21 protein-coding genes are annotated in these 26,956 nt (G+C 71.0%); 12 read left to right on the forward strand and 9 right to left on the reverse strand.

What is annotated here, in order from left to right:
* Positions 1-18: 18 nt before the first annotated feature.
* The 5 genes from ACSHXN_RS34985 to kdpB (ACSHXN_RS35005) form a co-directional block, all read right to left on the reverse strand.
* The gene (locus ACSHXN_RS34985; RefSeq protein ID WP_438304962.1) at positions 19-1,974 is read right to left on the reverse strand and encodes an amino acid transporter; all 1,956 of its coding nucleotides are present in this window, start codon (positions 1,972-1,974) and stop codon (positions 19-21) included.
* Positions 1,975-2,276: 302 nt separating this feature from the next.
* Positions 2,277-3,098, reverse strand: coding sequence for a GNAT family N-acetyltransferase (locus ACSHXN_RS34990; protein WP_438304964.1), 822 nt, complete (start codon positions 3,096-3,098; stop codon positions 2,277-2,279).
* Positions 3,099-3,231: 133 nt separating this feature from the next.
* Entirely contained in the window at positions 3,232-3,309 is a 78-nt protein-coding gene (locus ACSHXN_RS34995) for a 50S ribosomal protein bL37 (protein ID WP_374203157.1), read from the reverse strand.
* Positions 3,310-3,339: 30 nt separating this feature from the next.
* Positions 3,340-4,143 carry an SDR family NAD(P)-dependent oxidoreductase gene (locus tag ACSHXN_RS35000; RefSeq protein ID WP_355130569.1) on the reverse strand — a complete coding sequence of 268 codons (804 nt, stop codon included), beginning with the start codon at positions 4,141-4,143 and terminating at the stop codon, positions 3,340-3,342.
* A 338-nt stretch (positions 4,144-4,481) separates the two neighbouring features.
* The gene (kdpB, locus tag ACSHXN_RS35005) at positions 4,482-6,626 is read right to left on the reverse strand and encodes a potassium-transporting ATPase subunit KdpB (protein ID WP_438304967.1); all 2,145 of its coding nucleotides are present in this window, start codon (positions 6,624-6,626) and stop codon (positions 4,482-4,484) included.
* 622 nt (positions 6,627-7,248) lie between these two features.
* On the opposite strand from kdpB (ACSHXN_RS35005), the gene ACSHXN_RS35010 reads away from it, so the two are divergent.
* Positions 7,249-8,661 carry a hypothetical protein gene (locus tag ACSHXN_RS35010; protein WP_438304969.1) on the forward strand — a complete coding sequence of 471 codons (1,413 nt, stop codon included), beginning with the start codon at positions 7,249-7,251 and terminating at the stop codon, positions 8,659-8,661.
* A gap of 8 nt (positions 8,662-8,669) precedes the next feature.
* Here the strand turns inward: ACSHXN_RS35010 and ACSHXN_RS35015 are convergent, their stop codons facing one another.
* A complete protein-coding gene (locus ACSHXN_RS35015; protein WP_438304971.1) occupies positions 8,670-10,241 on the reverse strand; it encodes a Na+/H+ antiporter in 1,572 nt (523 codons plus the stop codon).
* Positions 10,242-10,486: 245 nt separating this feature from the next.
* Between ACSHXN_RS35015 and ACSHXN_RS35020 the strand changes: the two genes are divergently transcribed.
* The 3 genes from ACSHXN_RS35020 to ACSHXN_RS35030 are packed head-to-tail and all read left to right on the forward strand — an operon-like array spanning position 10,487 to position 13,790.
* Complete coding sequence (locus ACSHXN_RS35020) at positions 10,487-12,988, forward strand: ATP-binding protein (protein WP_438304974.1); 2,502 nt, start codon at positions 10,487-10,489, stop codon at positions 12,986-12,988.
* Positions 12,985-13,488 (forward strand): DUF4118 domain-containing protein, encoded by a 504-nt coding sequence (locus tag ACSHXN_RS35025; RefSeq protein WP_438304976.1) that lies wholly within the window; start codon positions 12,985-12,987, stop codon positions 13,486-13,488. Before ACSHXN_RS35020 ends, ACSHXN_RS35025 begins: the two co-directional genes overlap by 4 nt.
* A 5-nt stretch (positions 13,489-13,493) precedes the next feature.
* Complete coding sequence (locus ACSHXN_RS35030; RefSeq protein WP_438304978.1) at positions 13,494-13,790, forward strand: hypothetical protein; 297 nt, start codon at positions 13,494-13,496, stop codon at positions 13,788-13,790.
* Between the two features lie 175 nt (positions 13,791-13,965).
* On the opposite strand, the gene ACSHXN_RS35035 is transcribed toward ACSHXN_RS35030, so the two are convergent.
* The gene (locus ACSHXN_RS35035) at positions 13,966-14,523 is read right to left on the reverse strand and encodes a hypothetical protein (RefSeq protein ID WP_438304980.1); all 558 of its coding nucleotides are present in this window, start codon (positions 14,521-14,523) and stop codon (positions 13,966-13,968) included.
* Between the two features lie 757 nt (positions 14,524-15,280).
* Here ACSHXN_RS35035 and kdpF point away from each other — a divergent pair.
* From kdpF to ACSHXN_RS35065, 6 genes are all read left to right on the forward strand, one after another.
* Positions 15,281-15,370 carry a K(+)-transporting ATPase subunit F gene (gene kdpF, locus ACSHXN_RS35040; protein ID WP_355130555.1) on the forward strand — a complete coding sequence of 30 codons (90 nt, stop codon included), beginning with the start codon at positions 15,281-15,283 and terminating at the stop codon, positions 15,368-15,370.
* A gap of 8 nt (positions 15,371-15,378) precedes the next feature.
* Positions 15,379-17,043: a potassium-transporting ATPase subunit KdpA gene (kdpA, locus tag ACSHXN_RS35045; RefSeq protein ID WP_438304984.1), complete on the forward strand. Its 1,665-nt coding sequence runs from the start codon at positions 15,379-15,381 to the stop codon at positions 17,041-17,043.
* On the forward strand, positions 17,040-19,178 hold the full coding sequence (gene kdpB / locus ACSHXN_RS35050; protein ID WP_356292319.1) for a potassium-transporting ATPase subunit KdpB: 2,139 nt from the start codon (positions 17,040-17,042) through the stop codon (positions 19,176-19,178). Before kdpA ends, kdpB (ACSHXN_RS35050) begins: the two co-directional genes overlap by 4 nt.
* A gap of 5 nt (positions 19,179-19,183) precedes the next feature.
* A complete protein-coding gene (locus ACSHXN_RS35055) occupies positions 19,184-19,852 on the forward strand; it encodes a potassium-transporting ATPase subunit C (protein ID WP_356292318.1) in 669 nt (222 codons plus the stop codon).
* Positions 19,853-19,982: 130 nt separating this feature from the next.
* Positions 19,983-20,666 carry a response regulator gene (locus tag ACSHXN_RS35060; RefSeq protein WP_438304986.1) on the forward strand — a complete coding sequence of 228 codons (684 nt, stop codon included), beginning with the start codon at positions 19,983-19,985 and terminating at the stop codon, positions 20,664-20,666.
* A 2-nt stretch (positions 20,667-20,668) separates the two neighbouring features.
* Positions 20,669-23,209, forward strand: coding sequence for a DUF4118 domain-containing protein (locus ACSHXN_RS35065; RefSeq protein ID WP_438304989.1), 2,541 nt, complete (start codon positions 20,669-20,671; stop codon positions 23,207-23,209).
* A gap of 101 nt (positions 23,210-23,310) precedes the next feature.
* Here ACSHXN_RS35065 and ACSHXN_RS35070 read toward each other — a convergent pair whose 3' ends face one another.
* Both ACSHXN_RS35070 and ACSHXN_RS35075 read right to left on the reverse strand, forming a co-directional pair.
* Entirely contained in the window at positions 23,311-23,835 is a 525-nt protein-coding gene (locus ACSHXN_RS35070; RefSeq protein WP_403845168.1) for a universal stress protein, read from the reverse strand.
* A 342-nt stretch (positions 23,836-24,177) separates the two neighbouring features.
* Positions 24,178-24,759 carry a universal stress protein gene (locus ACSHXN_RS35075; RefSeq protein ID WP_355130541.1) on the reverse strand — a complete coding sequence of 194 codons (582 nt, stop codon included), beginning with the start codon at positions 24,757-24,759 and terminating at the stop codon, positions 24,178-24,180.
* Between the two features lie 326 nt (positions 24,760-25,085).
* Between ACSHXN_RS35075 and ACSHXN_RS35080 the strand changes: the two genes are divergently transcribed.
* On the forward strand, positions 25,086-25,526 hold the full coding sequence (locus tag ACSHXN_RS35080; RefSeq protein WP_355130539.1) for an SAV_915 family protein: 441 nt from the start codon (positions 25,086-25,088) through the stop codon (positions 25,524-25,526).
* Positions 25,527-25,540: 14 nt separating this feature from the next.
* Positions 25,541-26,872, forward strand: a complete 1,332-nt coding sequence (lysA, locus tag ACSHXN_RS35085; protein WP_355130537.1) for a diaminopimelate decarboxylase — start codon at positions 25,541-25,543, stop codon at positions 26,870-26,872.
* Positions 26,873-26,956 lie beyond the last annotated feature (84 nt).

Below are 26,956 nucleotides of genomic sequence, written 5' to 3' on the forward strand. Positions count from 1 at the left end.
CCGGCCCGCCGTCCCGGCTCAGCCGACGTGGACGCGAGGGCGGCGCATGCGGTCCGGTTCGGCCTCGCGCAGCACTTCGCGGGTCACCGGTGCCACCTCGCCCTGGCCGAAGAGGAAGAAGCGGAGGAAGTTGCGGAAGGGGTCGCCCTCGGTCCACTCGAAGTAGATGTGCGGGATGCAGCCGGTGGTGTCGCGGACATACAGCATGAGGGCGGCGAGGGCGTTCGGGATCGAGGACGACTCGAGGGTCAGTACGCGGTAGCGCCCGTGCAGCACCTCGCCGCGCACGGTCAGACCCGCCTCGAACTCGGAGGGGTCGCCGACGGTGACCTCCACGAAGACGAAGTCGTCCTGGGGCGTTATGTCGTTGTCGACGCGGATCTGCTCGATCTTGTCGCGGTACTCGGCGGCGTCCCTGCTGCCGGGCTCGTTGGCGATGAACCGGATCTTGCGGCTGGCGATGTCGCGGACGAACCGTTCCGCCATGGTGTCCAGGGTCACACTGGTCACCCGCAGCTCGAAGGCACGGGCCAGCCGGGAGAGCAGCGACACAAGGATGATGCCGGCGATGAAACAGGCGCCGATCTTCACACCGTCCGGCCGCTCGATGACGTTCACGACGGTGGTGTAGAGGAAGACGGCCGAGATCACCGCGAAGCCGACGGTCCAGTTGCGCTGGCCGGCCTTGCGGGCGGCGATGGTCACCGCGATCGCGGCGGAGCTGATCAGCACCAGCACGCCGGTGGCGTAGGCGCCGCCCTGCGCGTCCACGTCGGCGTCGAAGATCCAGGTGACCAGGAACGCGACCAGGATGAAGACGATGACCATGGGCCGCACGGCGCGCGCCCAGTGCGGGGCCATGCCGTAGCGGGGCAGATAGCGGGGCATCAGGTTGAGCAGTCCGGCCATCGCGGAGGCGCCCGCGAACCACAGGATCGCGATGGTCGAGACGTCGTAGACGGTGCCGAAGGCGTTGCCCAGGTACTCGTGCGCCAGATAGGCCAGCGCACGGCCGTTGGCGGCGCCCCCCGACCGGAACTCCCTCTCCGGGATCAGCAGGGTGGTGATGAAGCTGGTCGTGATGAGGAAACCGCTCATGACCAGTGCAGCGGTCGTGAGGAGTTTCTTCGTGTCGCGGATGCGGCCGGTGGGTTTTTCCTCGGTGTCGTCGGGGTCGCCCTGGACGTGGGGCATGACGGCGACGCCGGTCTCGAAGCCGGACAGGCCGAGGGCGAGTTTGGGGAAGACGATCAGTGCCAGGCCGACCATGACGAAGACGTTGCCGTGTTCGGTGGTCAGTGCGCCGGTCCAGTCGGTGACGACGTGGCCGGCGGTGGCGACGTGCCACAGGCCGACGACGACGACCACGGCGTTGAGTGCGAGGTAGATGCCGACCAGGGTGAAGGCGACGCCGATGGCTTCGAGGAAGCCTTTGAGGAACACCCCGCCCAGCAGGGCGATCAGGAGCAGGGTGATGACCATCTGGTGGCCGTGGAGGGTGCTGGTGAGGTGGGGGTTCTCGATGAGGTGGGTGGAGGCGTCGGCGGCCGAGAGGGTGATGGTGATCAGGAAGTCGGTGGCGGCGAAGCCGAGCAGGGTCAGGACGAAGAGCTTGCCCTTCCAGAAGGAGAGCAGTCGTTCGAGCATGGCGATCGAGCCCTGGCCGTGGGGGCTTTCCTTGGCGACGCGGCGGTAGACCGGGAGGGCGCCGGCGAGGGTGACGATCACGAGGACGACGGTGGCGATGGGGGAGAGGAGTCCGGCGGCGAGGGCGGCGATGCCGGGCTGGTAGCCGAGGGTCGAGAAGTAGTCGACGCCGGTCAGGCACATCACCCGCCACCAGGGCTGGCCCTTGTGCGGGGGTTCGGGTTCGGTGGGCGGCTGCTGCGCGGAGCCCCTGCCCATGTCGGACAGCCCCTCCAGCATCCACGCCCGCAGCCGGCTCGCGGGCGGTGGGTGTTCGGTGGTGGCCATCGGCGCGCTCTCCTGGCGTACGGCTCGGTGCGGGAATCGGCCATCACACGGACGGCCGCACCAGCGTATGCAGAGAGTGACGCGCGGGCCCACGGATGGAGGATCCGAAGGCGTCAAGCTTCCGTTAAGAACGATCGTGTCGGCATCAATGTCGCATCAAACCGGCATCAATGGCCCATCAAAAGGCCAGGAAGTCGGTGCACACAGGAGCCGAGCCGGTGAGGCGGCCGGCCGACCCGAGGTGAACACACAGCGTCACACCGCGGAGAAGGGCCCGCCTCCGGTGAGGAAGCGGGCCCCGGTCAGCGAGCGCCGAATGCGGCTGCCGCCTTTCCGGAGGGGTGCCTGCCGGGCGTGGGGCGACCGTTCCGGGCGGGGCTTCCGGCCGCGTGGTGCACGTATTCGCGTACCAGCCGGAAGCCGGCGGTCCAGGCCAGCAGCCTGCTGGCGCGGTTGAGCGTCGAGCAGTTCCAGCTGGGCCGGTGGCCGCGCGCGGTGATGTCCCCGCACAGGGCGGTGACACAGGCCAGGCCGAGGTGGAGGCGGCGTTGGTCGGGGCGGGTGAAGACGGACACGTCCTCGTAGAGGGTGCCGCGGAAGTGCGTGCTCGCGACCGCCAGAAGTTCACCGGCGCGGTCCACCGCCGCCCAGCCGTGACCGGAGGAGGCGAGTCCCGCCGGGCCGCCCCAGGCGTCGTGGATCCACGACGCGTCCGAGTCGAGCACCGCCAGGGACCGGGCGTCGCGCGGCTCGAGACGACGCACGGTCAGACCCCGCGGGGTCGGCGTGCGGTGAGGCTCGGCCTGCAGCGTCCAGACCATGCGTTCCCATGGTGTGAGCCGGTCGAAGGCCGAGCGCAGAGCGGGCAGGAACCGGGCGGGGGCGTCGATGTAGTGGTGCGCCAGGGGTGCCAGGGACTCGGGGGTGAGCGCATCGGGCGTTCCGCGCAGGACTGCGTATCCCGCGCAGGACACGGCCACCGCGCGTGGCCGGTCCGGCCTGTCCGCCCACCAGTGGCCGATGCCGGTGCCCAGTACGTGTTCGCCGACGACGGCCGGGCCCGGGGCGCCGGTGGGCAGCCAGCGGGTGAGCACCGGAAGCCGGTCGGGTGCGAGTTCGATCATTTCGACGCCTCCACGTCGGACGGTGAAGACGCTTCGACGGTCGTGGAGCCTTGACAGCGAAGTCGCTTCGGCGGTGGGTGAGGACAGCGGGGACGGGGCGGGCGTCGGGGGACGCCCGCCCCGCCGGCCGGCGTTACGCCTGGCCGGCCTTGGTGCCGTGGTTCGCCTTCTTCCTGCGGCGGGCCCTCTTCTTCCGGGCACGTTTGGACATGCGGGTCAACTCCCTTTCCTCATGGGTGGTTCAGGCGGCCCGGCCGACCAGCAGGTCCGCCAGCTTGTTGAGTCGCTTGACGGTGCGCTCCTCCTGGGCGGCCGGCGCCGGGTCGACGCGGTCGGCGCCGTCGTAGTAGGCGCCGTTGACGATCTCCACCGCCGGGTCGCACAGCCGGACCACGTGGGCGGCCCCCTCGGCGGGTGTGGCGCCCTCGAGCGCATAGAGCGGCAGGAGAGCGGTGTCGCAGACGCCCGGGTGCACGGAGACCGCGGTGACGCGCGGGTCGGCCGTGAAGACGGTGAGGGCGAGCTGGGACTGGGCGTAGGCCGCGAGCCGTGAGTAGCGGCGGGCCCGGTTGGGGTCGGACCACTGGATCGACGCCGTGCGGTGCAGGGTGGACGACACATTGACGACACGGCCGCCCGGGGCGCTGGTGAGTGCGGGCTCCAGGAGGCAGGTCAGCAGATAGTGCGCGAGGAAGTTGACCTGGAAGGCGATCTCGTTGCCGTCCGCGGTGACGGTGTGGCGTTCCGGTGCGGCCATCCCGGCGTTGTTGACCAGCACGTCCAGGCGCGGGTGCTCCCGCACCACGTGCTCCGCCAGGGCCTCGACCTCCTCGAGGCGGGTGAAGTCGGCCGCGTGGCAGTGCAGTCGGGCCTCGTCGATCCCGCTCGTCGAGATGAGACGGTCGACGGCGGCGCGCGTCTCATCGGCGGTGCGTCCGTGCAGCAGCACGGTGGCGCCGCGTTCGGCGAGCAGGCGCGCGGTCTCCAGTCCGATGCCGGAGGTGGCTCCGGTGACGAGGACGGTACGGGACGTCGGATCGGGCATGGTCCATCCAGGGATGCGGGCACACCGGCTCGGCCCGTGCGGGGCGGCCGGTCATGTGCGGATACGAGAAAGGGCGCCGGACGTGGGTCACGGCGCCCCTTGGGCTACGGAAGTCGCGTCGGCGTCAGAAGGCGGACGCGGGCGGTTCCGGGCAGCGAGGCGCACGACGGGCCGCGCCGGGATGCGGCGGCCGGTCGAAGAGGAGCCATGCGCTGTTCACGTGTCCATCCAAAGGGCCCCGCGGGTCCGGGACAAGTCCGGCACGCGTTCTCATACGCCGCCCTGACGAACCTGTACGCGTTCTTGGCGGGGCCGCTCGGCCCCGGGCAAAGGGCGGTTCAACCGAGGCCGGGCACCGCCGAGATCACCATGTCGATCAACTTGATGCCGACGAAGGGCAGGACCAGCCCGCCGAGCCCGTACAGCAGCAGGTTGCGGCGCAGCAGGTCGTGGGCCGACGAAGGCGTGTAGCGCACGCCGCGCAGGGCCAACGGGATCAGCGCCACGATGATCAGTGCGTTGAAGACGATGGCCGAGGTGATCGCTGACTTCGGGCTGTGCAGACCCATGATGTTCAGGGACTCCAGACCCGGGTACGCACCCGCGAACATCGCCGGGATGATCGCGAAGTACTTCGCCACGTCGTTGGTGATGGAGAACGTGGTGAGCGAGCCCCGGGTGATGAGGAGTTGCTTTCCGATCCTGACGATGTCGATGAGCTTGGTCGGGTTGGAGTCGAGGTCGACCATGTTGCCGGCCTCCTTGGCGGCGGACGTGCCCGTGTTCATCGCCACGCCGACGTCGGCCTGTGCCAGGGCCGGGGCGTCGTTGGTGCCGTCACCGGTCATCGCGACGAGCTTGCCGCCCGCCTGCTCCCGCTGGATCAGGGCGAGTTTGTCCTCGGGCGTCGCCTCGGCCAGATAGTCGTCGACGCCCGCCTCCTCGGCGATCGCCCGCGCGGTGAGCGGGTTGTCGCCGGTCACCATGACGGTGCGGATGCCCATCCGGCGCAGCTCGGCGAAGCGCTCGCGGATCCCGTCCTTGACGACGTCCTTGAGGTGGATCAGTCCGAGGACGCGTGGGCCGTCCCAGTCGGACACGGCCACCAGCAGCGGGGTGCCGCCCGAGGCGGCCACCGACTCCGCGAGGCTCCGGGCCTCGGGCGGGACCGGTCCTCCGTACATCTGCACCCACTCCAGGATCTGCGTCGCGGCGCCCTTGCGGATCGACTGCACCGCTCCGTTGTCCCAGCGCAGATCGACGCCGCTCATCCGGGTCCGCGCACTGAACGCGACCCGTCGCGCCTGACTCAACTCGCCCTCGGCGGGCGCCCGCAGGCCGTGCCGCACCTTGGCGAGGACGACCACCGAACGGCCTTCGGGCGTCCCGTCGGCGAGTGACGACAGTTGGGCCGCCCGGGCCAGGTGGCTCTCGGGGACCCCGGGCAGTGGCACGAACTCCGTGGCTTCGCGGTTCCCCAGGGTGATGGTGCCGGTCTTGTCCAGGATCAGGGTGTTCACATCGCCGGCGGCCTCGACGGCGCGGCCCGACATGGCGAGGACGTTGCGCTGCACCAGCCGGTCCATGCCCGCGATGCCGATCGCGGACAGCAGGGCGCCGATCGTGGTCGGAATGAGCGTGACGAGCAGTGCGACCAGAACGGTCGTCGGCTGGGCGGCCTTCGCGTACGCGGCCATCGGCTGGAGGGTGACCACGACCAGAAGGAAGATGACGGTGAGCGAGGCCAGCAGGATGTTCAGGGCGATCTCGTTCGGCGTCTTGCGCCGGGACGCGCCCTCGACGAGTGCGATCATCCGGTCGAGGAAGCTGTGCCCGGGGCGGGCGCTCACCCGTACGACGATCCGGTCGGAGAGCACGGTCGTACCGCCGGTGACGCCGCAGCGGTCGCCGCCCGACTCACGGACCACGGGTGCGGATTCACCGGTGACCGCGGACTCGTCGACCGCCGCGACCCCGTCGATCACATCGCCGTCGGCCGGGATCGTCTCGCCCGCTCCGACCAGAACGACGTCGAGCGGCCGCAGAGCGGTGGCCGGGACGGGCTCCGTGCGTGCCAGGCGCGGATCGGTGCCGTAGCGCCAGTCGAGCAGCCGCGTCGCCACCGTGTCCGTGCGCGCCCTGCGCAGCGACGCGGCCTGTGCCTTACCGCGGCCCTCGGCGACCGCCTCCGCGAGATTGGCGAACACCACCGTCAGCCACAGCCAGACGCTGATGACCCAGGTGAAGACGGTCGGGTGCAGGACGGAGGAGAGGGTGGTGAGCGTCGCGCCGACCGAGACCACGAACATCACGGGGTTTCTGACCAGCGCTCGCGGATGCAGCTTGCGCAGCGCGTCCGGGAACGAGCGGGCGAGCTGGGCCGGTTCGAACAGCCCGCTCGGGGCGCGGCCCCCGGCCGGTGGTTCCGCTGCGCCCTGCGGGGAGCGGGAGGTCGGGACCTGCGGAGGAGCGGTGGGAAGCATGGACACCTTCGTGCCTCGGTGGAAACCGGAGTCCACGCACCGGGGCACGCGGACGTACCGTTCGGGCCGCGGAAACGGGCTGGTCGCGGGGCCCGTGCGGAGCCGGGGCCCCGGCCCCGCACGGTTGCGCGCAGGACCGGACATGGGACGACGGGGCGCCGCGCGCTCGGCCGACCCGAGGCGTCTCGGAAGGGAGCTTCCGCAGGCGGGGCGTCATGCCAGTGACGTCCGCGGCCTCTTGGTCGGACCGCCGGAGACTCTAGCCGCGTCCGGCAGCCGAACTGTCCGGCTCGGCCGGGAATTTGCGGCACTCATACGCGGCACGAGCGAGGGTCGTAAAGGTCCCGTCAATGCGGCCTGAGAACGCATCAGGGGCGCGTCAACGCGGACCGTGCGTGGCCGGAACCGGTCGCAGACTGAGCGGCAACGGGGGACGGGCGACCGTCCGTGGTCAGACGTTGGAGGGTCCGTGACGATCACGGCCGGAACAACACGCGCCCCGAAGGGGGTGGGCGCGGAGCCACGGCAGCCGGCGGTCGTCCCGCCCGAGGGGGACAACGGCTCGCGGCCGAGAGGGGGACCGCGGCCGGGTGGGCGGAGGCGTCACCTCCGCCGCGGGACCGTGGCCGCGCGGGCCGCTCTGCGCCGCCGCTGCTGGGCCACCTCGCCCGCGCGGCTGCGCTTCCTGCGCGCGGTCACGGTCTCGCTCGCCGCCGCCCTGGCGCTGCTGCTCCTGCTGGCCGGCCGGGCCGCCTCCGGCACCTGGGACTCCGTCGCCGGCCGTGACGCGCCGCGCACCACCGGCGCCGCCGACCTGAACCTCGCCCTGAACGACATGGACGCCCAGGCCGCCAACATCCTGCTGTCCAGCGGGAACGCCGGCCGGGGCCGCCTGGTGACGCCCTATGAGAAGGCCGTCGGCTTCTACGGGGCCGCACGCCGCGAGATCGGTCACGATCTGCGTACCCTGGCCGTCGCGGCCCAGGGAGATCGTGCCGACGAGCGGACCGTCGAGTCGCTGACCGACGGCTTCGCCGAGTACCAGGAGCTGCTCGGCCGCGCGTTGGAGAACGACGGGCACAGCGGCGGGAAGACCGCCGCGCTGGCGGACTACCGCCGGGCGACGGATCTGCTTCAGCAGCACCTGCTGCCCGACGCGCGACGGCTGGTGGAGTCCAACGACAGGGCGTTCGACGGGCAGTACGCCCGTGCCCGCTCGGGCCTGTCCGTGCAGCTCACCGCCGTACTCGCCCTCGGCGTGCTGCTCCTCGCCGTGCTGGGCCTGCTCCAGTGGTGTCTGGCCCGCCGCTTCCACCGGGTCCTCAACCCCGGTGTGCTCGCTGCCACCGTCTGCACCCTGGTGGCGGTGGTCCTCGGAGCTCAGCTGCTCTCCTCCTCCGCCGCACATCTGCGGGTCGCCCGCCGGGACGCCTTCGCCTCCGTCGTCGCCCTCTCCCGAGCCCGCGCCATCGCCTACGACGCCAACGCCGACGAGAGCCGCTACCTGCTCGACCCCGAGCGCCGCGACCGGTACGCGCGCTCCTTCCTCACCAAGTCCCAGCAGCTGTACGGCATCAAGGACGCCACTCCGGCGACGTACGGCACCGGTGTCGCCGACACCTGGAAGGCCTACCGCACCGACCCGGACGACCTGCGTTTCACCGGTGAGTTCCGGCGTGAACTCGACAACATCACCTTCCCCGGCGAACGGGCCGCGGCCGAGAGGACGGTGAACGCCTACGCCGTCTACCAACGCGACGACCGCACGATCCGGGCCCTGCTCGCGGCGGGCAAGGAGCACGAGGCGGCCGAGTTCTGCATGGGCTGGGAGTCCGGCACGTCCAACGCCCACTTCGGCCAGTGGATGGCCGCGCTGGACCAGGTGACGGGCATCAACCAGGCCCACTTCGACTCCTCGGTGCGGGAGGGGCGCTCGGCCGTGGGCGCACTGCTGCCCTGGGCGGGTGGACTGCTGGTCGCCGCGGCCGCCCTCACCGTCCTCGGACTGCGGCCCCGGCTCGCCGAGTTCCACTGAGCCCGCCCTCACGAGTCGGCCAAGCGTGCCTCTTCGAGATCCAGGGAGCGTTGGAGGCGCCTACGGGTCGTGTCGCTGATGGCATGGCCGTCGTACAGGCGCCGCAGCTCCGCCGACTCGACCACGATCAGGTCGCGGCGCAGCTGGCGGTAGACCAGGTCGGCGGATTCCACGGGCACCCCGCCGTCGCTGTCCGTGAGGCGGTCGCGCGCGTCCTCGAGGCGGGCGTTCAGACCCCGGCGGAGCCGGTCGATGACGACGTCCGGTGCCGCCTCCAGCGCGGCCAGCTCGTCCAGGCGCCGGATGCCGGCCCCTGCCAGGCTGCACCGGGCCGAGGCCTCCTCGCGCTCGGTGTGGTCCGGCTCCAGGGCGATGCCGGAGCGCCGGACGACCGGGGCCAGGGTGAAGCCCTGGACGACGAGGGTGACGACCACGACCGATGTCGTGAGGACGAGCACGAGGGGCCGGTGGGACAGTGCGCCGCCGTGTGCCGTCGTCACCGGGATCGACAGCGCCGCCGCCAGGGGGACGACCCCACGGGTGCCCGCCCAGGTCAGGACCACCGGCACCCGCCAGTTCAGCCGTGGGAGGCCGCCCTTGCGCTGCACGACCGCGGACAGGGGCGCGAGCCACAGCAGGCGTACGGCGATCAGCGTCCCGGCGACGGCCAGGGCGTACAGCGGCCAGGTGCGGTCGCCGTCGGACAACGCCCGCACCTGCGCGGGCAGCGCCAGGCCTATGAGACTGAAGACGACACTCTCGAGCAGGAAGACCACCGTGCCGTAGACCGCGTGCAGCTGCAGCCTGATACGGGCGTTGGTGAGCCGGTCGCCCCGTCCGCCGAGGACCACCCCGGCGACCACGACGGACGTGACGCCGGACGTGTGCGCGGCCTCCGCGAGGACGTAGGCGGCGTACGGCGTGACCAGGGAGATGACGGTCTCCAGGACCGGCTCCTCGGTGCGCCGCCGGATCAGTGCGACCACTGCGGCCAGTGCGGCTCCGATGAGCGTGCCACCGCCGGCGAGCACCATGAACTCGGCGCCCGCCGAGCCCCAGTCGGCGGCCGCGGACGTCACGGCGACGCCCACCGCCACCCGGAACAGCACCAGGGAGGTCGCGTCGTTGAAGAGGCTCTCCGCCTGGACCAGCATCTGGACCTTGGGCGGCAGCGCGAGCCGTCGGCCGAGCGCCGTGACCGCCACGGGGTCGGTGCTCGCCAGCACGGCACCCAGCACGAGCGCCATCTGCCACGGCAGAGGCGTCACCAGCGAGGCCACCGCCGCGACCGCGGCCGCCGAGGCGAGGACCAGGCCCACGGCGAGCACCCCGACCGGCTTCCACACCGCACGCAGCTCGCGCCAGGGCATGTCCTCGGCACTCGCGTACAGCAGCGGCGGCAGCACGACGAGACCGATGATCTCCGGGCTGATCTGGATCTGCGGGGTTCCCGGCAGCAGCGCCACGGCGAGGCCCGCGACCACGAGCAGGGAGGGTGCGGGGATGCGCCACCGGCGGGCGAAGGTCGCCACGACGGTGGCCAGTACGACGAGTGACAGAACCGTCCCTACGCTGCGCATGCCGTCCCCTGGGGCTCGAACGGAGCCACCCTGGCTCCACGCCGACCAGACTTCCCGGCACACCGCGTTCACCCTATCGGTCCAGGGGGCGTCAAGGCAGTGTCAAGGTCCACGTGAGCGACGCCAAGGATCCGCTAACGGCCGCGCGGACGAGCCCGGGAAGGGCTTCCGTGGGAGCAGTGAGTACGAGAAATGACCTGTCCCCCCGTGGGAGTTGAGCCAGTGAGCGGAGCGCCTCGGCTGCGATGAACGACGTACGGCCCGGACGACTCAAGGTGTACCTCGGCGCCGCCCCGGGAGTCGGCAAGACCTTCCGGATGCTCGACGAAGGGCGGCGTCGGGCCGTCCGGGGCGTGGACGTGGTGGTCGGGTTCGCGGAGTGCCACGGTCGTCAGCAGACCGAGAAGATGCTGGAGGGCCTGGAGATCGTGCCCCGCGCACGGTGCGAGTACCGCGAGGGGGTGTTCCCCGAGATGGATCTGGACGCGGTGCTGGCACGCCGTCCCGATATGGCCCTCGTCGACGAACTGGCTCACACGAACGTGCCCGGCGGCGGGCGCAACGCCAAACGCTGGCAGGACATCGAACGGCTGCTCGCGGCCGGGATCGACGTGATCACCGCCGTCAACATCCAGCATCTGGAGTCCCTCAAGGACGTCGTCGAGAAGATCACCGGGGTGCCGCAGCACGAGACGGTGCCCGACGAGGTGGTGCGGCGCGCCGATCAGATCGAACTGGTCGACATGCCCCCCGAGGGGCTGCGCCGCCGCATGGCGCACGGCAACATCTACGCACCCGAGAAGATCGACGCCGCCCTCGCCAACTACTTCCGGACCGGGAACCTGACCGCGCTGCGTCAGCTGGCGCTGCTGTGGGTGGCCGACCGGGTCGACGAGGCGCTTCACACCTACCGGGCCGAACACGCCATAGGCCGGGTGTGGGAGACCCGCGAACGCGTGGTCGTCGCGCTGACCGGTGGCCCCGAGGGCGACACCCTGATCCGCCGGGCCGCCCGGATCGCCGCCCGGTCCGCCGGAGGTGATCTGCTCGCCGTGCACGTGGCCCGCAGCGACGGGCTCGCCGCGGGTGTGTCGCACGCCTCCCTCGCCCGGCAGCGCCGGCTGGTCGAGGACCTCGGTGGCAGCTACCACTCGATCGTCGGCAATGACGTCACCACCACGCTGGTGGACTTCGCCCGTGCCGAGAACGCCACCCAGCTGGTTCTCGGCACGAGCCGCCGGGGTCGCCTGGAGCAGTTCCTCACGGGCCCGGGAACCGGAGAAAGAGTGACGGCTCTCTCCGGTGACATCGACGTCCACATGGTCACGCACGAACGCGCGGGACGAGGCACGCTACTGCCCTCGCGGCGCCGCACGCTGTCGACGGCCCGGATGATCGCGGGACCCGTGGCGGGTCTGGTGCTGCCGGTGCTGCTCACCGCCGTCCTCGCCCAGGTGCGCGGCACGCTGAACCTCACCAGCGAGGCCCTGCTCTTCCTGCTCGCCGTGGTGGGTGTGGCGTGCATCGGCGGGGTCGCCTCGGCGGTCGTCGCCTCCGTGACGGCGTCCCTGCTGCTCAACTACTGGTTCATCCCGCCCATAGGGCAGTTCACCCTGAACGATCCGAACGCGCTGCTCGCCCTCGCGGTCTTCGCGGTGGTCGCCGCCATCGTGGCGGCCGCGGTCGACCGCTCCCTGCGCCTGTCCCGGCGCTCGGCGCGCGCCGCCGCCGAGGCGGAGACCATGTCCTCACTGGCGGGCAGCATCGTGCGCGGGGGCCAGACGATTCCCGCCCTGCTGGAGCGGACCCGGGAGACCTTCGGCATGGAGTCGGCCGAACTGGTGGACGAACCACCGGATGTCGAGGGCGTCACCGCCGTGCCCGCGGGCCCCGGCGCCTTCCTGGCGCTGCGCGGCCGCACCCTGTCGTCGTCCGAGCGGCGCGTGCTCGCCGCGTTCGCCGCGCACGTGGGATCCGCGGTCGAGCGGGCCAGGCTCGCCGAGGCCGCGGCCGAGGTCGAACCGGTCAAGGCCGCCGACCGGATGCGTACGGCGCTGCTGCGGGCCGTCGGACACGATCTGCGCACCCCGCTCGCGGCCGGATGGGCCGCCGTCACCTCGCTGCGCAGTCGCGATGTGCAGTTCTCGGTCGAGGACCGCGAGGAGTTGCTGGCGACCGCGGACGAGTCCATGGCGAAGCTCAACCGGCTGGTGGAGAACCTTCTCGACCTCAGCCGCCTGGAGGCGGGGGTCCTCACGCTGAAACTGCGGGCCACCGCGCTGGAGGAGGTGCTTCCGACGGCGCTGGCGGACTTCCCGGAGGCCGAGGCGGGGAACCTGGAGGACATCCCGGTGGTGCTGGTGGATCCGCCTCTGCTCGAACGGGTGATCGCCAACCTGGTCGGCAACGCCGTCCGCCACACACCGTCCGCCTCCAAGGTGCTGGTGACCGCCAGCGCGCTGGCCGGCCGGGTCGAGGTACGTGTCGTGGACCGCGGCCCCGGTCTTCCGCCGACCGGCCGTGACCGGCTCTTCGAGCCGTTCCAGCGGCTCGGCGACACCGACAACACCACGGGCCTGGGCCTTGGTCTCGCCCTCTCCAAGGGACTGGCCGAAGCGATGAACGGAACCCTCACCCCCGAGGACACGCCCGGCGGCGGCCTGACCATGGTGCTGTCGCTGCCCGTCGCCGAGGCGGCCGGGCATGTGTGTCCGCGGAGTGCGCACAGCGTAGGAGGTGCGTCATGAGCACCGAGACCGGTATCCGGAGACTGCACCACGCGGCGGGCCTCAGGGGTCCGATCGGCGCCTGGTCCCTGCGCGAGGGCCCGGCGGTCGTCGCGGGCCTCATGGCCCCGTTCGTGGTGGCACTGGCCCTCCTGCCGTTCCGCACGGACCTCTCGCACACCGATTCCGCCCTGGTCTTCGTCGTGGTGGTCGTGGCGATCGCCTCGATCGGCAGCCGCGCGGCGGGCCTACTCGCCGCGCTGTCGGCCGCGGCCTGGTTCGACTACGTCCTCACCCGGCCGTACTGGACCTTCGGCATCACCGACTCCTCCGACCTCGGGACGGCGCTCCTCCTGCTGGTCGTCGGACTGATCGTGTCCCGTCTCGCGGTCCGGGCCCGCCGTCTGGCGCGATCACGGACACCGACGCCGAATACCTCGCCCGCATCCATGCCACGGCCGTCCTTGCCCGGTCCGCCGGATCCGCGGACGTCGTGGTCGGCCACGTCCGCGGCGAACTGACGGAAGTGCTGGGTCTGCGTGACTGTCGTTTCGAGTTCGGCACACTGCCGGGGCAGCCGCCGCGGCTGCGACAGGACGGGACTCTGACGGTCGGCGGGCGCCGCCGTGCCCTCGATGCGGACAGCCGGCCCGAGGGAGAGATCGAACTGCGCGTCTACGGCAACGGCCGCTGTCAGGGGCGCTTCATGCTCACCCCGGGCGCCGGGCCCGTACCCCCGCTCCTGGCCCGTCTGGTCGCGGTGACCCTGGCCGGCGAGACAGGGGCGGTACTCGACACGCCGGGGCCGGAGCGCGAAGGCTGACCCCACCGCTCGGGGCGCCGTGGACATCGCCGGCCACCCCGAGCCGGGGTGCCGCTCCGAGTACGAGGCGTTCCGGAAGGACGAGTGGAGGGCGCCTGCCACGGAGGCGGCGGACGCAGCCGTCGTGCCGGCACACCCTCGCCGGGGGACCGGGTCCGGCGGGGCTGCGGAGCCGTCATTCCATCCCGGACATCTTGAACACCGTGTGGGCGGTCTCGCGTTCGATCCGCTCCTGGATGCGGCGCAGCGCGGTGGCCCCGCACAGCAGGGAGCCGAGATCGGCGGACTTCCGCACGTCCTCGTGGACGCGGTACCAGAGATCGGGGTTGTTCACCAGCACCTGGGGATCGAGCTCGACCCGCTTGCCGAACGCGTCCCGCAGCACGAGCCGCTGGGAGACGCCCTCGAGGCTGCGCAGCGACACCAGCATGTCGGTGCGGACCCGCTGGGTGCCGAGCAGTCCGCGTGAGGCCAGCCAGCCCTCGCCCGCCGACACCCGCCGTGGGTGGAGCACCAGGAAGAGCAGTACCGACAGCGCGAGCCACAGCGCGGCCCGCCACCAGGTCTGGTGGCCGGAACCCCAGTCGATCAGGAGCAGCATGCCGAAGAGCAGGGCCGCGCAGCGGATCGAGCTGTGCAGGTCCCCGGCCCAGCGCCGGTCGTACACCGCGTGGCCGGCCTTCTGCGCGTGCGCGCCCACCGTGTCGTCTCGCGCGTCGTTGCGGCGTCCCATACCGCTGACGATATGGACCGGACGAGCCCGGACAAGGCACCTTGATACGACTCTGACGAGGCACCGGCCGTTCTTGACGCGGCCGCAGCGGCGCGCGCCGGTCGGCCACGTCACAGGTGCGTCAGGGCGCTGTCAAGGTCGGCCGGTTCGGCGCGAAGAACGCGCAAGGGGCGGTCGGTCACGACGGGCCGCGCTCTCCTCGGACGCGCCGGCGACGGTGGCGTACGACCCCGAGGCGATCGTCCTCGTACGGCCCGCCGCCGGGCGCACGGCCTCGGGGTTCATCCTTCCCGTCACGCCGTCGCGGGACTGCCGGCCCTGCTCGCCGCCGCCTCCCCGGGCGTCACCCCGAGGACCGCGCCCGGACGCACGCCCTGGAGCGTGAGTGGGCCGCATGGGACCCCGGTGTGCCGCACGTCCGGCTCAGCGAGGAGCGCCGCTCCCTCGGCCGCCCCATCGCCGCCTACGTGATCTGCAGACTGCGCTTCCGGCTGTTCTGACGAAAATCCGGACCCGACGGCCATGCCTCCCCGCAGGCCCCCCAGGGGGCCGTAAGAGTCCCGTCAAAGGGGCGCAGAGCGCCGTAAGGGAGCCGTCAACGAGCGTCGAATCCGGACAGGAAGGCTGTTTCTCTTAACCGTCCTTGTTCCAACCGAACCTCATTCCAGGAGCTCACGATGGCCGATCTGGCCTTCGTCGTCACCACGATCGCGTGCTTCGCGCTGGTGATCTTCGTCGCCAAGGGGGTGACGAAGCTGTGACCGTCGAGAACACCGTCGGCCTGGTCGTGGCCGTCGCCCTGCTGGGCTATCTCGTCCTCGCCCTGATCTTCCCGGAGAGGTTCTGAGACACGACATGGGTCCCGTACTTGCAGGCGTGCTCCAACTGCTCGCCCTGATCGCCGCTCTGGCGCTCTGCTACATCCCCCTCGGCAACTACATGGCCAAGGTCTACACCTCCGACAAGCACTGGCGTGTCGAGAAGTGGATCTACAAGGGCATCGGTGCCAACCCCGACACCGAGATGCGCTGGCCCGCGTACCTGCGCGGTGTCCTCGCCTTCTCCGCGGCCGGCATCCTCTTCCTCTACCTGCTGCAGCGGCTCCAGGGCGTCCTGCCCGGCTCGCTCGGCTTCCAGGCCATCGACCCGGACCAGGCGTTCAACACGGCCGTGTCCTTCGTGACCAACACCAACTGGCAGTCGTACTACGGCGAGCAGGCCATGGGCCACGTCGTGCAGACCGCCGGTCTGGCCGTACAGAACTTCGTCTCCGCGGCCGTCGGCATCGCCGTCGCCGTGGCGCTGGTGCGCGGCTTCGCGCGCTCGCGCACCGGTGACCTCGGAAACTTCTGGGCCGACCTGGTGCGCGGCACGATCCGCATCCTGGTGCCGCTCGCCGCGGTCGCGGCGATCGTCCTGGTCGCCCTGGGCGCCATCCAGAACTTCTCCGGCATCCACGAGGTCGGCCAGTTCATGGGCGGATCGCAGCAGTGGAACGGCGGCGCGGTCGCCTCGCAGGAGGCCATCAAGGAGCTGGGCACCAACGGCGGCGGCTACTTCAACGCCAACAGCGCCCACCCCTTCGAGAACCCGTCTCCGTTCTCGAACCTGCTCGAGATCTTCCTGATCCTGCTGATCCCGCTCGCCCTGACCCGCACCTTCGGCGTGATGGTCGGCTCGGTCAAGCAGGGCTACGCGATCCTCGCGACCATGGGCACCATCTGGCTCGGCTTCACGGCCCTGATGATGTGGACCGAGTTCGCCCACCACGGCCCGGCCTTCCAGATCGCCGGCGGCGCCATGGAGGGCAAGGAGGTCCGCTTCGGCGTCGGCGGTTCGTCGATCTTCGCCGTGGCGACCACCCTCACCTCGACCGGTGCAGTGGACTCCTTCCACTCCTCGTTCACCGGCCTCGGCGGCGGCATCACCATGCTCGGCATGATGCTGGGCGAGATCGCCCCCGGTGGTACGGGCTCCGGTCTGTACGGCATCCTGATCCTCGCGATCATCGCGGTGTTCATCGCCGGTCTGATGGTCGGCCGTACGCCCGAGTACCTGGGCAAGAAGATCGGCTCGCGCGAGATCAAGCTCGCGGCCATATACATCCTGATCACCCCGGCGCTGGTCCTGGTGTTCACCGCGTTCGCGATGGCCCTGCCGACGCCCGGCAACTCGATGACCAACAGCGGGGCGCACGGATTCTCCGAGATCCTCTACGCCTACACGTCCGCCGCCAACAACAACGGCTCGGCCTTCGCCGGCCTGAACGCGGACACCCAGTGGTTCAACACCACCCTCGGCCTCGCGATGCTGTTCGGCCGTTTCCTGCCGATGGTGTTCGTCCTGGCGCTGGCCGGCTCGCTCGCCGAGCAGAAGCCGGTCCCGGCCACCGCGGGCACCCTGCGCACCGAGAAGCCGCTGTTCACCGGTCTGCTGGTGGGCGCGATCCTCATCATCACCGGTCTGACGTACTTCCCGGCCCTGGCGCTGGGCCCGCTGGCCGAGGGGCTGGCGTCATGACCACTCGCACAGAGAAGCAAGAGGACACAGTGTCCACAGCCACTCCGACCCGGGCGCCGCACAGCGACGTACCCACCGGGCACAAGACCGCAGAGGGCCGTGTCGGCGCGGGCCTCTTCGACCCGAAACAGCTGATCAAGTCACTGCCGGACGCCTGCCGCAAGCTCGACCCACGGGTGATGATCAAGTCCCCCGTGATGTTCGTGGTGTGGGTCGGCTCCATCCTGACCACGGTGTTCTCCTTCAAGGACCCGAGCGACTGGTTCGGCTGGGCGATCAGCGCCTGGCTCTGGCTGACCGTCATCTTCGCCAACCTCGCCGAGGCCGTCGCCGAGGGCCGCGGCAAGGCGCAGGCCGACACCCTGCGCAAGGCCAAGACCGACACCGTCGCGCGCCGGCTGCTGCACGACGGCAAGTCCGAGGAGCGGGTTCCCGGTACCGACCTGAGGATCGGCGACCTGGTCGTCTGCGAGGCCGGCGACATCATCCCCGGTGACGGCGACGTCATCGAGGGTGTCGCGTCCGTCGACGAATCGGCGATCACCGGTGAGTCGGCGCCCGTCATCCGCGAGTCCGGCGGCGACCGCTCCGCGGTGACCGGCGGTACGAGGGTGCTCTCCGACCGCATCGTCATCAAGATCACGACGAAGCCCGGCGAGACCTTCATCGACCGGATGATCAGCCTCGTGGAGGGCGCGGCCCGGCAGAAGACGCCCAACGAGATCGCGCTGAACATCCTCCTGGCGTCGCTGACGATCGTCTTCCTGCTGGCCTGTGCCACGCTGCCGCCGTTCGCGGACTACGCGGGCACGCATCTGACGATGGTCGTGCTGGTGGCCCTGCTGGTCTGTCTGATCCCGACCACCATCGGCGCACTGCTGTCGGCGATCGGTATCGCGGGCATGGACCGCCTGGTCCAGCGCAACGTCCTCGCCATGTCGGGCCGTGCGGTCGAGGCCGCCGGCGACGTCTCCACGCTGCTGCTCGACAAGACCGGCACCATCACCCTCGGCAACCGCCAGGCGGCCGAGTTCCTGCCCGTCAAGGGCACCACCGAGGCCGAGGTCGCGGACGCCGCCCAGCTCTCCTCGCTGGCCGACGAGACCCCCGAGGGCCGCTCCATCGTCGTCCTGGCGAAGGAGAAGTACGGTCTGCGCGAGCGCCACCAGGGCGAGCTGGCGCACGCCGAGTGGATCGCCTTCACCGCCCAGACCCGTATGTCGGGTGTGGACGTCGACGGCAGGAAGATCCGCAAGGGTGCGTCCGGTTCGGTCATCGCCTGGGTGCAGGAGCAGGGCGGCACGGTCGCCGAGGACGCCGACGCGATCGCCGACCGCATCTCCGAGGCGGGCGGCACCCCGCTGCTCGTCGCCGTCAAGGACGGGCAGGGCGCCCGTGTCCTCGGTGTCATCCACCTCAAGGACGTCGTCAAGGAGGGCATGCGCGAGCGGTTCGACGAGCTGCGCCGCATGGGCATCAAGACCGTCATGATCACGGGTGACAACCCGCTGACGGCCAAGGCGATCGCCCAGGAGGCGGGTGTCGACGACTTCCTCGCGGAGGCCACTCCCGAGGACAAGATGGCGCTGATCAAGCGGGAACAGGCGGGCGGCAAGCTCGTCGCGATGACCGGTGACGGCACCAACGACGCCCCGGCCCTGGCGCAGGCGGACGTCGGCGTGGCGATGAACACGGGCACGTCGGCCGCCAAGGAGGCCGGCAACATGGTCGACCTCGACTCCAACCCGACCAAGCTCATCGAGATCGTGGAGATCGGCAAGCAGCTGCTGATCACCCGTGGCGCACTGACGACCTTCTCCATCGCCAACGACGTCGCGAAGTACTTCGCGATCATCCCGGCACTGTTCGCGGCGGTCTACCCCGGCCTGGACAAGCTGAACATCATGCACCTGGCCTCGCCGGACTCCGCGATCCTGTCCGCGGTCATCTTCAACGCGCTCATCATCGTGGCGCTGGTGCCGCTGTCCCTGAAGGGTGTGCAGTACCGGCCGGTGAGCGCGGACAAGCTGCTCCGCCGCAACCTCGGGATCTACGGCCTCGGCGGCCTCATCGCCCCCTTCATCGGTATCAAGGTCATCGACATGATCATCTCCCTCATCCCCGGGATCGGCTGATCGCCATGAACAACTCCGTTTCGAACACCGCCCGGTTGCTCGGGGCGGGCCTGCGCGCCCTCCTCGTGCTGACCCTGGTGACCGGCGTCATCTACCCGCTGGTCGTCACCGGCATCGCCCAGGGGCTGTTCAGCAACAAGGCGAACGGCTCCGAGATCAAGGCGGACGGCAAGGTCGTCGGCTCCTCCCTGATCGGCCAGGCCTACAACCTGCCGCTGAAGAAGGGCCAGGAGACCCCCGATCCCGACCTCAAGTGGTTCCAGGGCCGTCCCCAGAACGGCCTCGGCTCCAACAGCGTCAACACCCAGTACAAGCTGATCCTGTCCGGCGCCACCAACCGTTCCGGTGACAACGCCGACCTGATCAAGTGGGTCAAGGACGCCAAGGCCGCGGTCGTCAAGGACAACTCGGTGGCCGGCTACACCGTCGAGCCGTCCGACGTCCCCGCCGACGCGGTGACGTCCTCCGGCTCCGGCCTGGACCCGGACATCTCCCCGCAGTACGCGGAGATCCAGGTCCACCGGATCGCCGACAGGAACGGCCTGCCCGTCGCCCAGGTGGAGAAGCTCGTCAAGGACCACACCACGAGCCGTACCCTCGGCTTCATCGGTGAGCCGCGGGTCAACGTCCTCGAGCTCAACATCGCGCTCAAGGGACTTGTGACCAAGAGCTGAGGCACCACGCGACCCGAGCGGGAGTCGGCGGTCCGGGAGGCATCCGGCCCCGCCGACTCCCGTCGCCATGAGGCCGGTTGCGCCGCCCCCGGCGCCCACGGCCCACGCACGACACGAAAGGCGCACACCCATGACCAGGGTGCTGGTGGTGGAGGACGACCCCCAACTCGTACGGGCCCTCGTGATCAACCTGCAGGCCCGCCGCTACGGGGTGGACGCGGCACCCGACGGTGCCACGGCCCTGCGCCTGGCGGCCTCGCGCCAGCCGGACGTGGTGATACTGGACCTCGGCCTGCCCGACATGGACGGAGTGGACGTCCTGAAGGCCCTGCGGGGCTGGACCCGTGTGCCGGTCATGGTGCTGTCGGCGCGTCAGGCGTCCGACGAGAAGGTCGCCGCCCTGGACGCCGGCGCCGACGACTACGTCACCAAGCCGTTCAGCATGGACGAACTCATGGCCCGGCTGCGGGCCGCGGTACGCCGCACCGAGGACGTGCCGCTGGCGCCGGAGACGACGCGGGTGGAGACGGGCGAGTTCGCCATCGACCTCCTCGCCAAGAGAGTCATCAGACACGGTCGCGACGTGCGGCTGACACCGACCGAATGGCACCTGCTGGAGATCCTGGTCACCAACCCCGGCCGGCTCGTGACGCAGAAGTACCTGCTCCAGGAGGTGTGGGGGGTGTCCCAGAGCAACAAGACGAACTACCTGCGGGTCTATATGGCCCAGTTGCGCCGCAAACTGGAGGCCGACCCCTCACACCCCCGCTATCTGATCACCGAACCCGGCATGGGTTACCGATTCGAGGGATGAACATGGCTCGCGGCAAGCTTCGGATCTACCTCGGTGCGGCACCGGGTGTCGGCAAGACCTACGCGATGCTGTCCGAGGCGCACCGGCGCGTCGAGCGTGGCACCGACTGCGTGGTCGCCTTCGTCGAACACCACAACCGGCCGCGTACCGAGGTGATGCTGCGTGGGCTCGAGGAGATACCGCGCAAGGAACTCGAGTACCGGGGCAGCATCTTCACCGAGATGGACATCGACGCTGTCCTGGCGCGCCGGCCCCAGGTCGCCCTGGTCGACGAGCTGCCCCATACGAACATCCCCGGTTCCCGCAACGCCAAGCGCTGGCAGGACGTCGAGGAGTTGCTGGCCGCGGGGATCGACGTCGTCTCGACCGTCAACATCCAGCACCTGGAGTCCCTCGGTGACGTCGTCGAGTCGATCACCGGGATCCGGCAGCAGGAGACGGTGCCGGACGAGGTGGTGCGCCGCGCCGACCAGATCGAGCTGGTGGACATGTCGCCCCAGGCGCTGCGCAGACGGATGGCGCACGGCAATATCTACAAGTCGGACAAGGTCGACGCGGCCCTGTCCAACTACTTCCGGCCCGGAAACCTGACCGCTCTGCGGGAGTTGGCCCTGCTGTGGGTGGCGGACCGGGCCGACGAGTACCTGACCGCGTACCGCAGCGAGCACCGCGTGTCGAAGATCTGGGGTTCGCGCGAGCGGATCGTGGTCGGTCTGACCGGTGGCCCCGAGGGGCGCACCCTGATCCGCCGGGCCGCGCGCCTCGCGGAGAAGGGCGCCGGCGGTGAGGTGCTGGCCGTCTACATCTCCCGCAGCGACGGCCTGACCTCCGGCTCGCCCAAGGAACTCGCCGTCCAGCGCACCCTGGTCGAGGATCTGGGCGGGACCTTCCACCATGTCGTCGGGGACGACATCCCGGCGTCGCTGCTGGACTTCGCACGCGGTGTCAACGCCACGCAGATCGTGCTGGGCGTCTCCCGCCGCAAGCCCTGGCAGTACGTCTTCGGGCCCGGCGTCGGTGCGACGGTCGCCCGGGAGTCGGGGCCCGACCTCGATGTCCACCTGATCACCCATGCCGAGGCGGGCAAGGGGCGCGGGCTGCCGGTGCCCCGTACGGCGCGGCTGGGCCGTGTGCGGATCATCTGGGGCTGGCTCGTCGGTGTGCTCGGCCCCGCGCTGCTCACGTTCCTCCTGACCGGTCTCTCGCCCGAAGTCGGCCTCGCCAACGACATGTTGCTGTTCCTGGCGCTGACGGTGGCGGCGGCCCTGCTCGGCGGGCTTGTGCCCTCGCTCGCCTCAGCGGTGGCGGGATCGCTGCTGCTGAACTGGTTCTTCACCCCGCCGGTGCACACGCTGACCATCGCCGATCCCAAGAACATCGTCGCGATCGTGATCTTCGTCGGTGTCGCGGTGTCGGTGGCCTCGGTGGTGGACCTGGCTGCCCGGCGCACCCATCAAGCGGCCCGCCTGCGCGCCGAGTCGGAGATCCTCTCGTTCCTCGCGGGCAGCGTTCTGCGCGGCGAGACCAGTCTGGAGGCCCTGCTGGAGCGGGTGCGCGAGACTTTCGGCATGGAGTCGGTGGCGCTGCTGGAGCGGGAGAGCGACGTGGCGCCGTGGACCTGTGCGGGAAGCGTCGGGCCGCGGCCTTCGCAATGCCCGGAGGACGCGGATGTCGACATGCCGGTCGGGGACCACATGGCCCTCGCCCTGACGGGCCGTGTGCTGCCGGCCGAGGACCGCCGGGTGCTGGCCGCCTTCGCCGCGCAGGCCGCGGTCGTGCTGGACCGGCGGCGGCTGCAGGAGGAGGCCGACCAGGCCCGGACCCTGGCCGAGGGCAACCGTATCCGCACCGCGCTGCTGGCCGCCGTCAGCCATGATCTGCGTACCCCGCTGGCGGGTATCAAGGCGTCGGTCTCCTCGCTCCGTTCGGACGACGTCGAGTGGTCGGAGCAGGATCGGGCGGAGCTTCTCGAGGCGATCGAGGAGGGCGCGGACCGCTTGGACCATGTGGTCGGCAATCTCCTCGACATGTCGCGTCTGCAGACCGGCACGGTCGCCCCGATCATCCGGGAGATCGACCTCGACGAGGTGGTGCCCATGGCGCTCGGCGGGGTGCCGGAGAACAGCGTCGAGCTCGACATCCCGGAGACGCTGCCGATGGTCCTGGTGGACAAGGGCCTGCTGGAGCGAGTCGTCGCCAACCTCGTCGAGAACGCGGTCAAGTACAGCCCGCAGGACGAGCCGGTACTGGTGTCCGCGAGTGCTCTCGGCAACCGCGTCGAGCTGCGTGTCGTCGATCGGGGGCCCGGAGTGCCGGACGAGGGGAAGGACCGCATCTTCGAACCCTTCCAGCGCTACGGGGACGCCCCGCGCGGTGCCGGAGTGGGTCTCGGCCTCGCGGTGGCCCGCGGCTTCACGGACGCGGTCGGCGGCACCCTCAACGCGGAGGACACTCCGGGCGGCGGCCTGACCATGGTGGTCAGCCTGCGGGTGGCCGAGGAACGTGCGGTGCGGCCCGTGCCCTCCACGATCGCCATGACGTAGGCCCGTGGGGCGGCTTCGCCCCACGGGGCTGCGGCCGCGAATGCGCTCTCCGCGGCCGGCCTTCCGCGCAACGGGCGGCCGGCCGCGGACCCGCACGCCGCCTACGGGCTCCTCTCGGCGCCGGCTGCGTCGTCCTGCTCGAGCCGTCCGACGTCCAGTCGCTGCCGCCGGAATCGATGGCGCCGCGCCGTGGCGAGTGCGGCCTCGAGTTCGGGGGGCGGCACGGCGAGGACGGGACAGCCGGCGTGGGCGAGGCAGTAGCGGCTCACCGGGCGGCCCAGGGCGCGGCGCAGACGGCCGCGGCGTCCGGCGCCGACGACGAGCACATCGCTGTCGCGATCGGCGACCTGTACCAGGACCCGGCCGGCCGGCCCGCGGCCGGCCACCAGATGGACGGGTACCCCCGGGCCGTCGTCGCCGAAGAGCCGGTCGACGACGTCGAAGAGTTCCAGGAAGGCGCGCTGCTCCCGCTGTTCGACCAGGAGGGGCGGGGCGGGGTTGTCCTGCGCCGTGATGTCACCGCCCGGTACGTTCCAGGCAGCCACCGCCCACAGTTCGGCGCCGGTGCGTCGCGCCTCGTCGACCGCCCTGCGCAGGGCGGTGATGCTGCCCGGTGAGCCGCTCACGCCGACAACCACCCGAGGGTGCCGGGGCGGTGGGGTGGAGGCCGAATGCTTCATGGCTCCTGTCGTCTCCTCACACGGTACGGAGTCCGCCCCTCCCATCTCACTCCTGGTCCGGGATCCGCGGGCACCTCGGGAGCGCATCTTGGCGCTCCTCTGACGTGTCGGCGGATCGTCCGCCACGAGTGAGCCCGGTCGGGGGTGCCCCTCCCGGTTCCTGGGGACGGGGTTTCACCGGCGGTCGGTGCTCGGGCACGTGTGCTGCCGCTCTGTGGTGAGGCAGTCCCCACGCCGGGGTCGCCGGGGGCGGCGACGACGGCGGCCGGGCCGGGGGCGGCCGGGCGCTCAGGAGTCCGACCGCTCCTGCGTGACCCGGAACACCTCCTGGTCCAGGCAGCCCGTGTCCAGGCCGAGTCCCAGGACGTTGCGGCGGTGGGCCGCGGTGAGTTCCGCCTCCAGGGGCGACGGAGGCACCGCGAAGACCGGGCAGGTGGCGTGGGCCAGGCAGTAGCGGCTCACGGACCGGGAGCAGGCGCGGTGCCAGAGGCTGCGCCGTCCGGCTCCGACGACCAGTACGTCGCCGGCGCGATCGGCTATCTCGACCAGGGCGAGGCCCGGGGTGCCCCGCGCGACGAGGGCACGCGTCACCACGCCCGGTCCGCCCTGGCCGAAGACATCGGCGAGGGCGGTGAGCATCCGCTGCCGGGCCAGGTTCTGCCAGGTCTCGATCATCGTGGTCGTGCCGGGGCCGTGACGGGAGGCGAGGTCGCCCCCGGGCGGCTCCCAGGCCAGCACCGGCCACAGTTCGGCCTCCCGCCGGCAGGCCTCGTCGGCGGCCCGGCGCAGGGCGGTGAGACTGCCCAGGGAACCGCTCACACCCACCAGGACGCGAGCAGGGGCTGTGGGGGCGGCGCCGGTACCGGGCATGACTTCACCGTTCCTCGTACGCGCCCGCGGGCCTGTCCCGTGGGCTGCCCTTGTGCGGGCCCCTCCATCTCACCCCTGGTCCGAGGGCCGCGAACAGCCCGGGGACCGTTTTCTTGGCGCTCCCTTGATGAGCTGTCCGAAGGCCGTCGTGCCCTCGTGTCAGCATCCCGTCAGCGTCGCCCCGATCGCCGTCAGCATCGCGTCATGAAGCATCCGAACCCCCGGGTGGTGGGGCATAGCGTCATGTGCGAGCCCCGGTACGCCTCCCCGCTGTCGGGGCCACCCCCCTATCTGATGAAGCACCCGGATCCTCCAGGAGGCATCCCATGACAGACATCCTGAGCGGTGAAGACCCGGAACCTTGTGAACGGTTCCCGGCCGGACCTTTGTTCGTCCCGGTTCGGTCGGGTCCGGTCGGGTGTGCGGCCCGCATCTTCCGCACCCCCCTCGGCGACCGTACGGCCGTCGGCTTCACCTCCGAGGAACGCCTGATCGCGACGCTCGGCTCCGACCAGCAGTGGATCCGGCTGGCCGAGCCCGCACTGCGCGCGCTCACCGCACCGCTGGGCGTCACCACCGTCACGGTGGACCCCCAGTTCTCCGCACCGGCCCCCACGCCGACCCGGGCCGCGGAGCTGCCCCGGGTGCCGGAGAAGCCCCCTGTGAGGAGTTCACGCACGAGCAGCTGGGATCCGCAGGCCGTCGGTGTGCTGCGGGTGACCGGTGCCGCCGCGCTCGTCTCGGCGCTGGCGCTCTGGATCGGTTGAGAGGGGAAGGCATCATGACCACCGTCCGCGAACCCGCGGTCACCACTTCCGAAGAGCTGTCGGTCTGGCCGGCCTCGACCGCCGAACACCACCGCGGCGATCTCGCGGTGGGCGGCGTCCCGCTGACCGAGGTCGCCGAGCGCTTCGGGACCCCGGTCTATGTCATGGACGAGGCCGAGGTGCGTGAGCGCTGCCGCACCTATCGGCACGCCTTCCCGGAGGCCGAAGTCCTCTACGCGGCCAAGGCGTTCCTGTGCCGGGCCATGGTCCACTGGATGGACGAGGAAGGCCTCGGCCTGGATGTCTGCTCGGGCGGCGAGCTGGAGCTCGCGGTCACGACCGGGTTCCCGGCCGAGCGGATCGTGCTGCACGGGAACGCCAAGTCCCCGCGCGATCTGGAGACCGCGCTGCGCCTCGGTGTGGGTCGCATCGTGATCGACAGCCCGTCGGAGATCGCGCGGCTGGCCGCCGCCGTCGGACCCGGGGGACGCCAGAAGGTGATGGTCCGGGTGGTGCCCGGCATCAGCGCCGGCGGTCACGAGAAGATCCGTACCGGTACGGCGGACCAGAAGTTCGGTCTGTCCATCGCCGACGGCTACGCGCAGCACGCCATCGGCCGCATTCTCGACCAGCCGCAGCTCGAACTGACCGGTCTGCACTGCCACCTGGGCTCGCAGATCACCAGCGTCAAGCCGTATCTGCTCGCGGTGCGCCGCATGGTGGGGCTGATGGCCCGGCTGCACGAGCAGCACGGGCTGGTCCTGCCCGAACTCAACCTGGGCGGCGGTCACGGCGTCGCCTACCGTCCCGGTGAACAGGCCCTGGACCTCACCGCGCTGGCCCGTAAGGTCCGTGCGGAGCTGAGCGAGGCGTGCGCCGCCGCCGGGCTTCCGGTGCCGCGCCTGATCATCGAGCCGGGCCGCGCCATCGCGGGCCCGTCGGGGATCGCGCTGTACCACGTCCTGTCGGTCAAGCGCACCGGCGACCACACGTTCGTGGCGGTCGACGGCGGCATGAGCGACAACCCCCGGCCCGCGCTCTACGGCGTGCGCTACGCGCTGCGGCTGATCGGCCGCCAGAGCACCGCGCCGACGGCGCCGGTGACCGTGGTGGGCCGCCACTGCGAGGCGGGCGACGTCATCGCCACGGACGTGCAGCTCCCCGACGACGTCCATCCCGGGGACCTGCTGGCCGTGCCGGTCGCGGGCGCGTACCACCTGTCGATGGCCTCCGGTTACAACATGGTCGGCCGGCCTCCGGTGGTCGCGGTCCGCGACGGCCACGCCCGACTCCTGGTGCGCCGGGAGTCCCTGGACGACATCCGCAGCCGGGACGTCGGGCTCTAGTCGCCCCGTCCCCGTCCGATCCACCTCCGGGCGAGTCGACGGCCCGGCCCTCGCCCGGAGGTGTTCCCAACCCTGTCCGAACTA

Origin of the sequence: Streptomyces sp. HUAS TT11, from assembly GCF_051553595.1 — a bacterium.
Classification (GTDB): Bacteria; Actinomycetota; Actinomycetes; order Streptomycetales; family Streptomycetaceae; genus Streptomyces.

Excerpts from the sequence above, each read along its gene's own strand:
- ACSHXN_RS35075 (WP_355130541.1), bottom strand. The coding sequence starts at position 24,759 with ATGCCCGGTACCGGCGCCGCCCCCACAGCCCCTGCTCGCGTCCTGGTG.
- kdpB (WP_356292319.1), top strand. The coding sequence starts at position 17,040 with ATGACCACTCGCACAGAGAAGCAAGAGGACACAGTGTCCACAGCCACT.
- ACSHXN_RS35060 (WP_438304986.1), top strand. The coding sequence starts at position 19,983 with ATGACCAGGGTGCTGGTGGTGGAGGACGACCCCCAACTCGTACGGGCC.
- kdpA (WP_438304984.1), top strand. The coding sequence starts at position 15,379 with ATGGGTCCCGTACTTGCAGGCGTGCTCCAACTGCTCGCCCTGATCGCC.
- ACSHXN_RS34995 (WP_374203157.1), bottom strand. The coding sequence starts at position 3,309 with ATGTCCAAACGTGCCCGGAAGAAGAGGGCCCGCCGCAGGAAGAAGGCG.
- ACSHXN_RS35020 (WP_438304974.1), top strand. The coding sequence starts at position 10,487 with ATGAACGACGTACGGCCCGGACGACTCAAGGTGTACCTCGGCGCCGCC.
- ACSHXN_RS35025 (WP_438304976.1), top strand. The coding sequence starts at position 12,985 with ATGAGCACCGAGACCGGTATCCGGAGACTGCACCACGCGGCGGGCCTC.
- ACSHXN_RS34985 (WP_438304962.1), bottom strand. The coding sequence starts at position 1,974 with ATGGCCACCACCGAACACCCACCGCCCGCGAGCCGGCTGCGGGCGTGG.
- lysA (WP_355130537.1), top strand. The coding sequence starts at position 25,541 with ATGACCACCGTCCGCGAACCCGCGGTCACCACTTCCGAAGAGCTGTCG.
- ACSHXN_RS35080 (WP_355130539.1), top strand. The coding sequence starts at position 25,086 with ATGACAGACATCCTGAGCGGTGAAGACCCGGAACCTTGTGAACGGTTC.
- ACSHXN_RS34990 (WP_438304964.1), bottom strand. The coding sequence starts at position 3,098 with ATGATCGAACTCGCACCCGACCGGCTTCCGGTGCTCACCCGCTGGCTG.
- kdpB (WP_438304967.1), bottom strand. The coding sequence starts at position 6,626 with ATGCTTCCCACCGCTCCTCCGCAGGTCCCGACCTCCCGCTCCCCGCAG.
- ACSHXN_RS35055 (WP_356292318.1), top strand. The coding sequence starts at position 19,184 with ATGAACAACTCCGTTTCGAACACCGCCCGGTTGCTCGGGGCGGGCCTG.
- ACSHXN_RS35035 (WP_438304980.1), bottom strand. The coding sequence starts at position 14,523 with ATGGGACGCCGCAACGACGCGCGAGACGACACGGTGGGCGCGCACGCG.
- ACSHXN_RS35000 (WP_355130569.1), bottom strand. The coding sequence starts at position 4,143 with ATGCCCGATCCGACGTCCCGTACCGTCCTCGTCACCGGAGCCACCTCC.
- ACSHXN_RS35065 (WP_438304989.1), top strand. The coding sequence starts at position 20,669 with ATGGCTCGCGGCAAGCTTCGGATCTACCTCGGTGCGGCACCGGGTGTC.
- ACSHXN_RS35015 (WP_438304971.1), bottom strand. The coding sequence starts at position 10,241 with ATGCGCAGCGTAGGGACGGTTCTGTCACTCGTCGTACTGGCCACCGTC.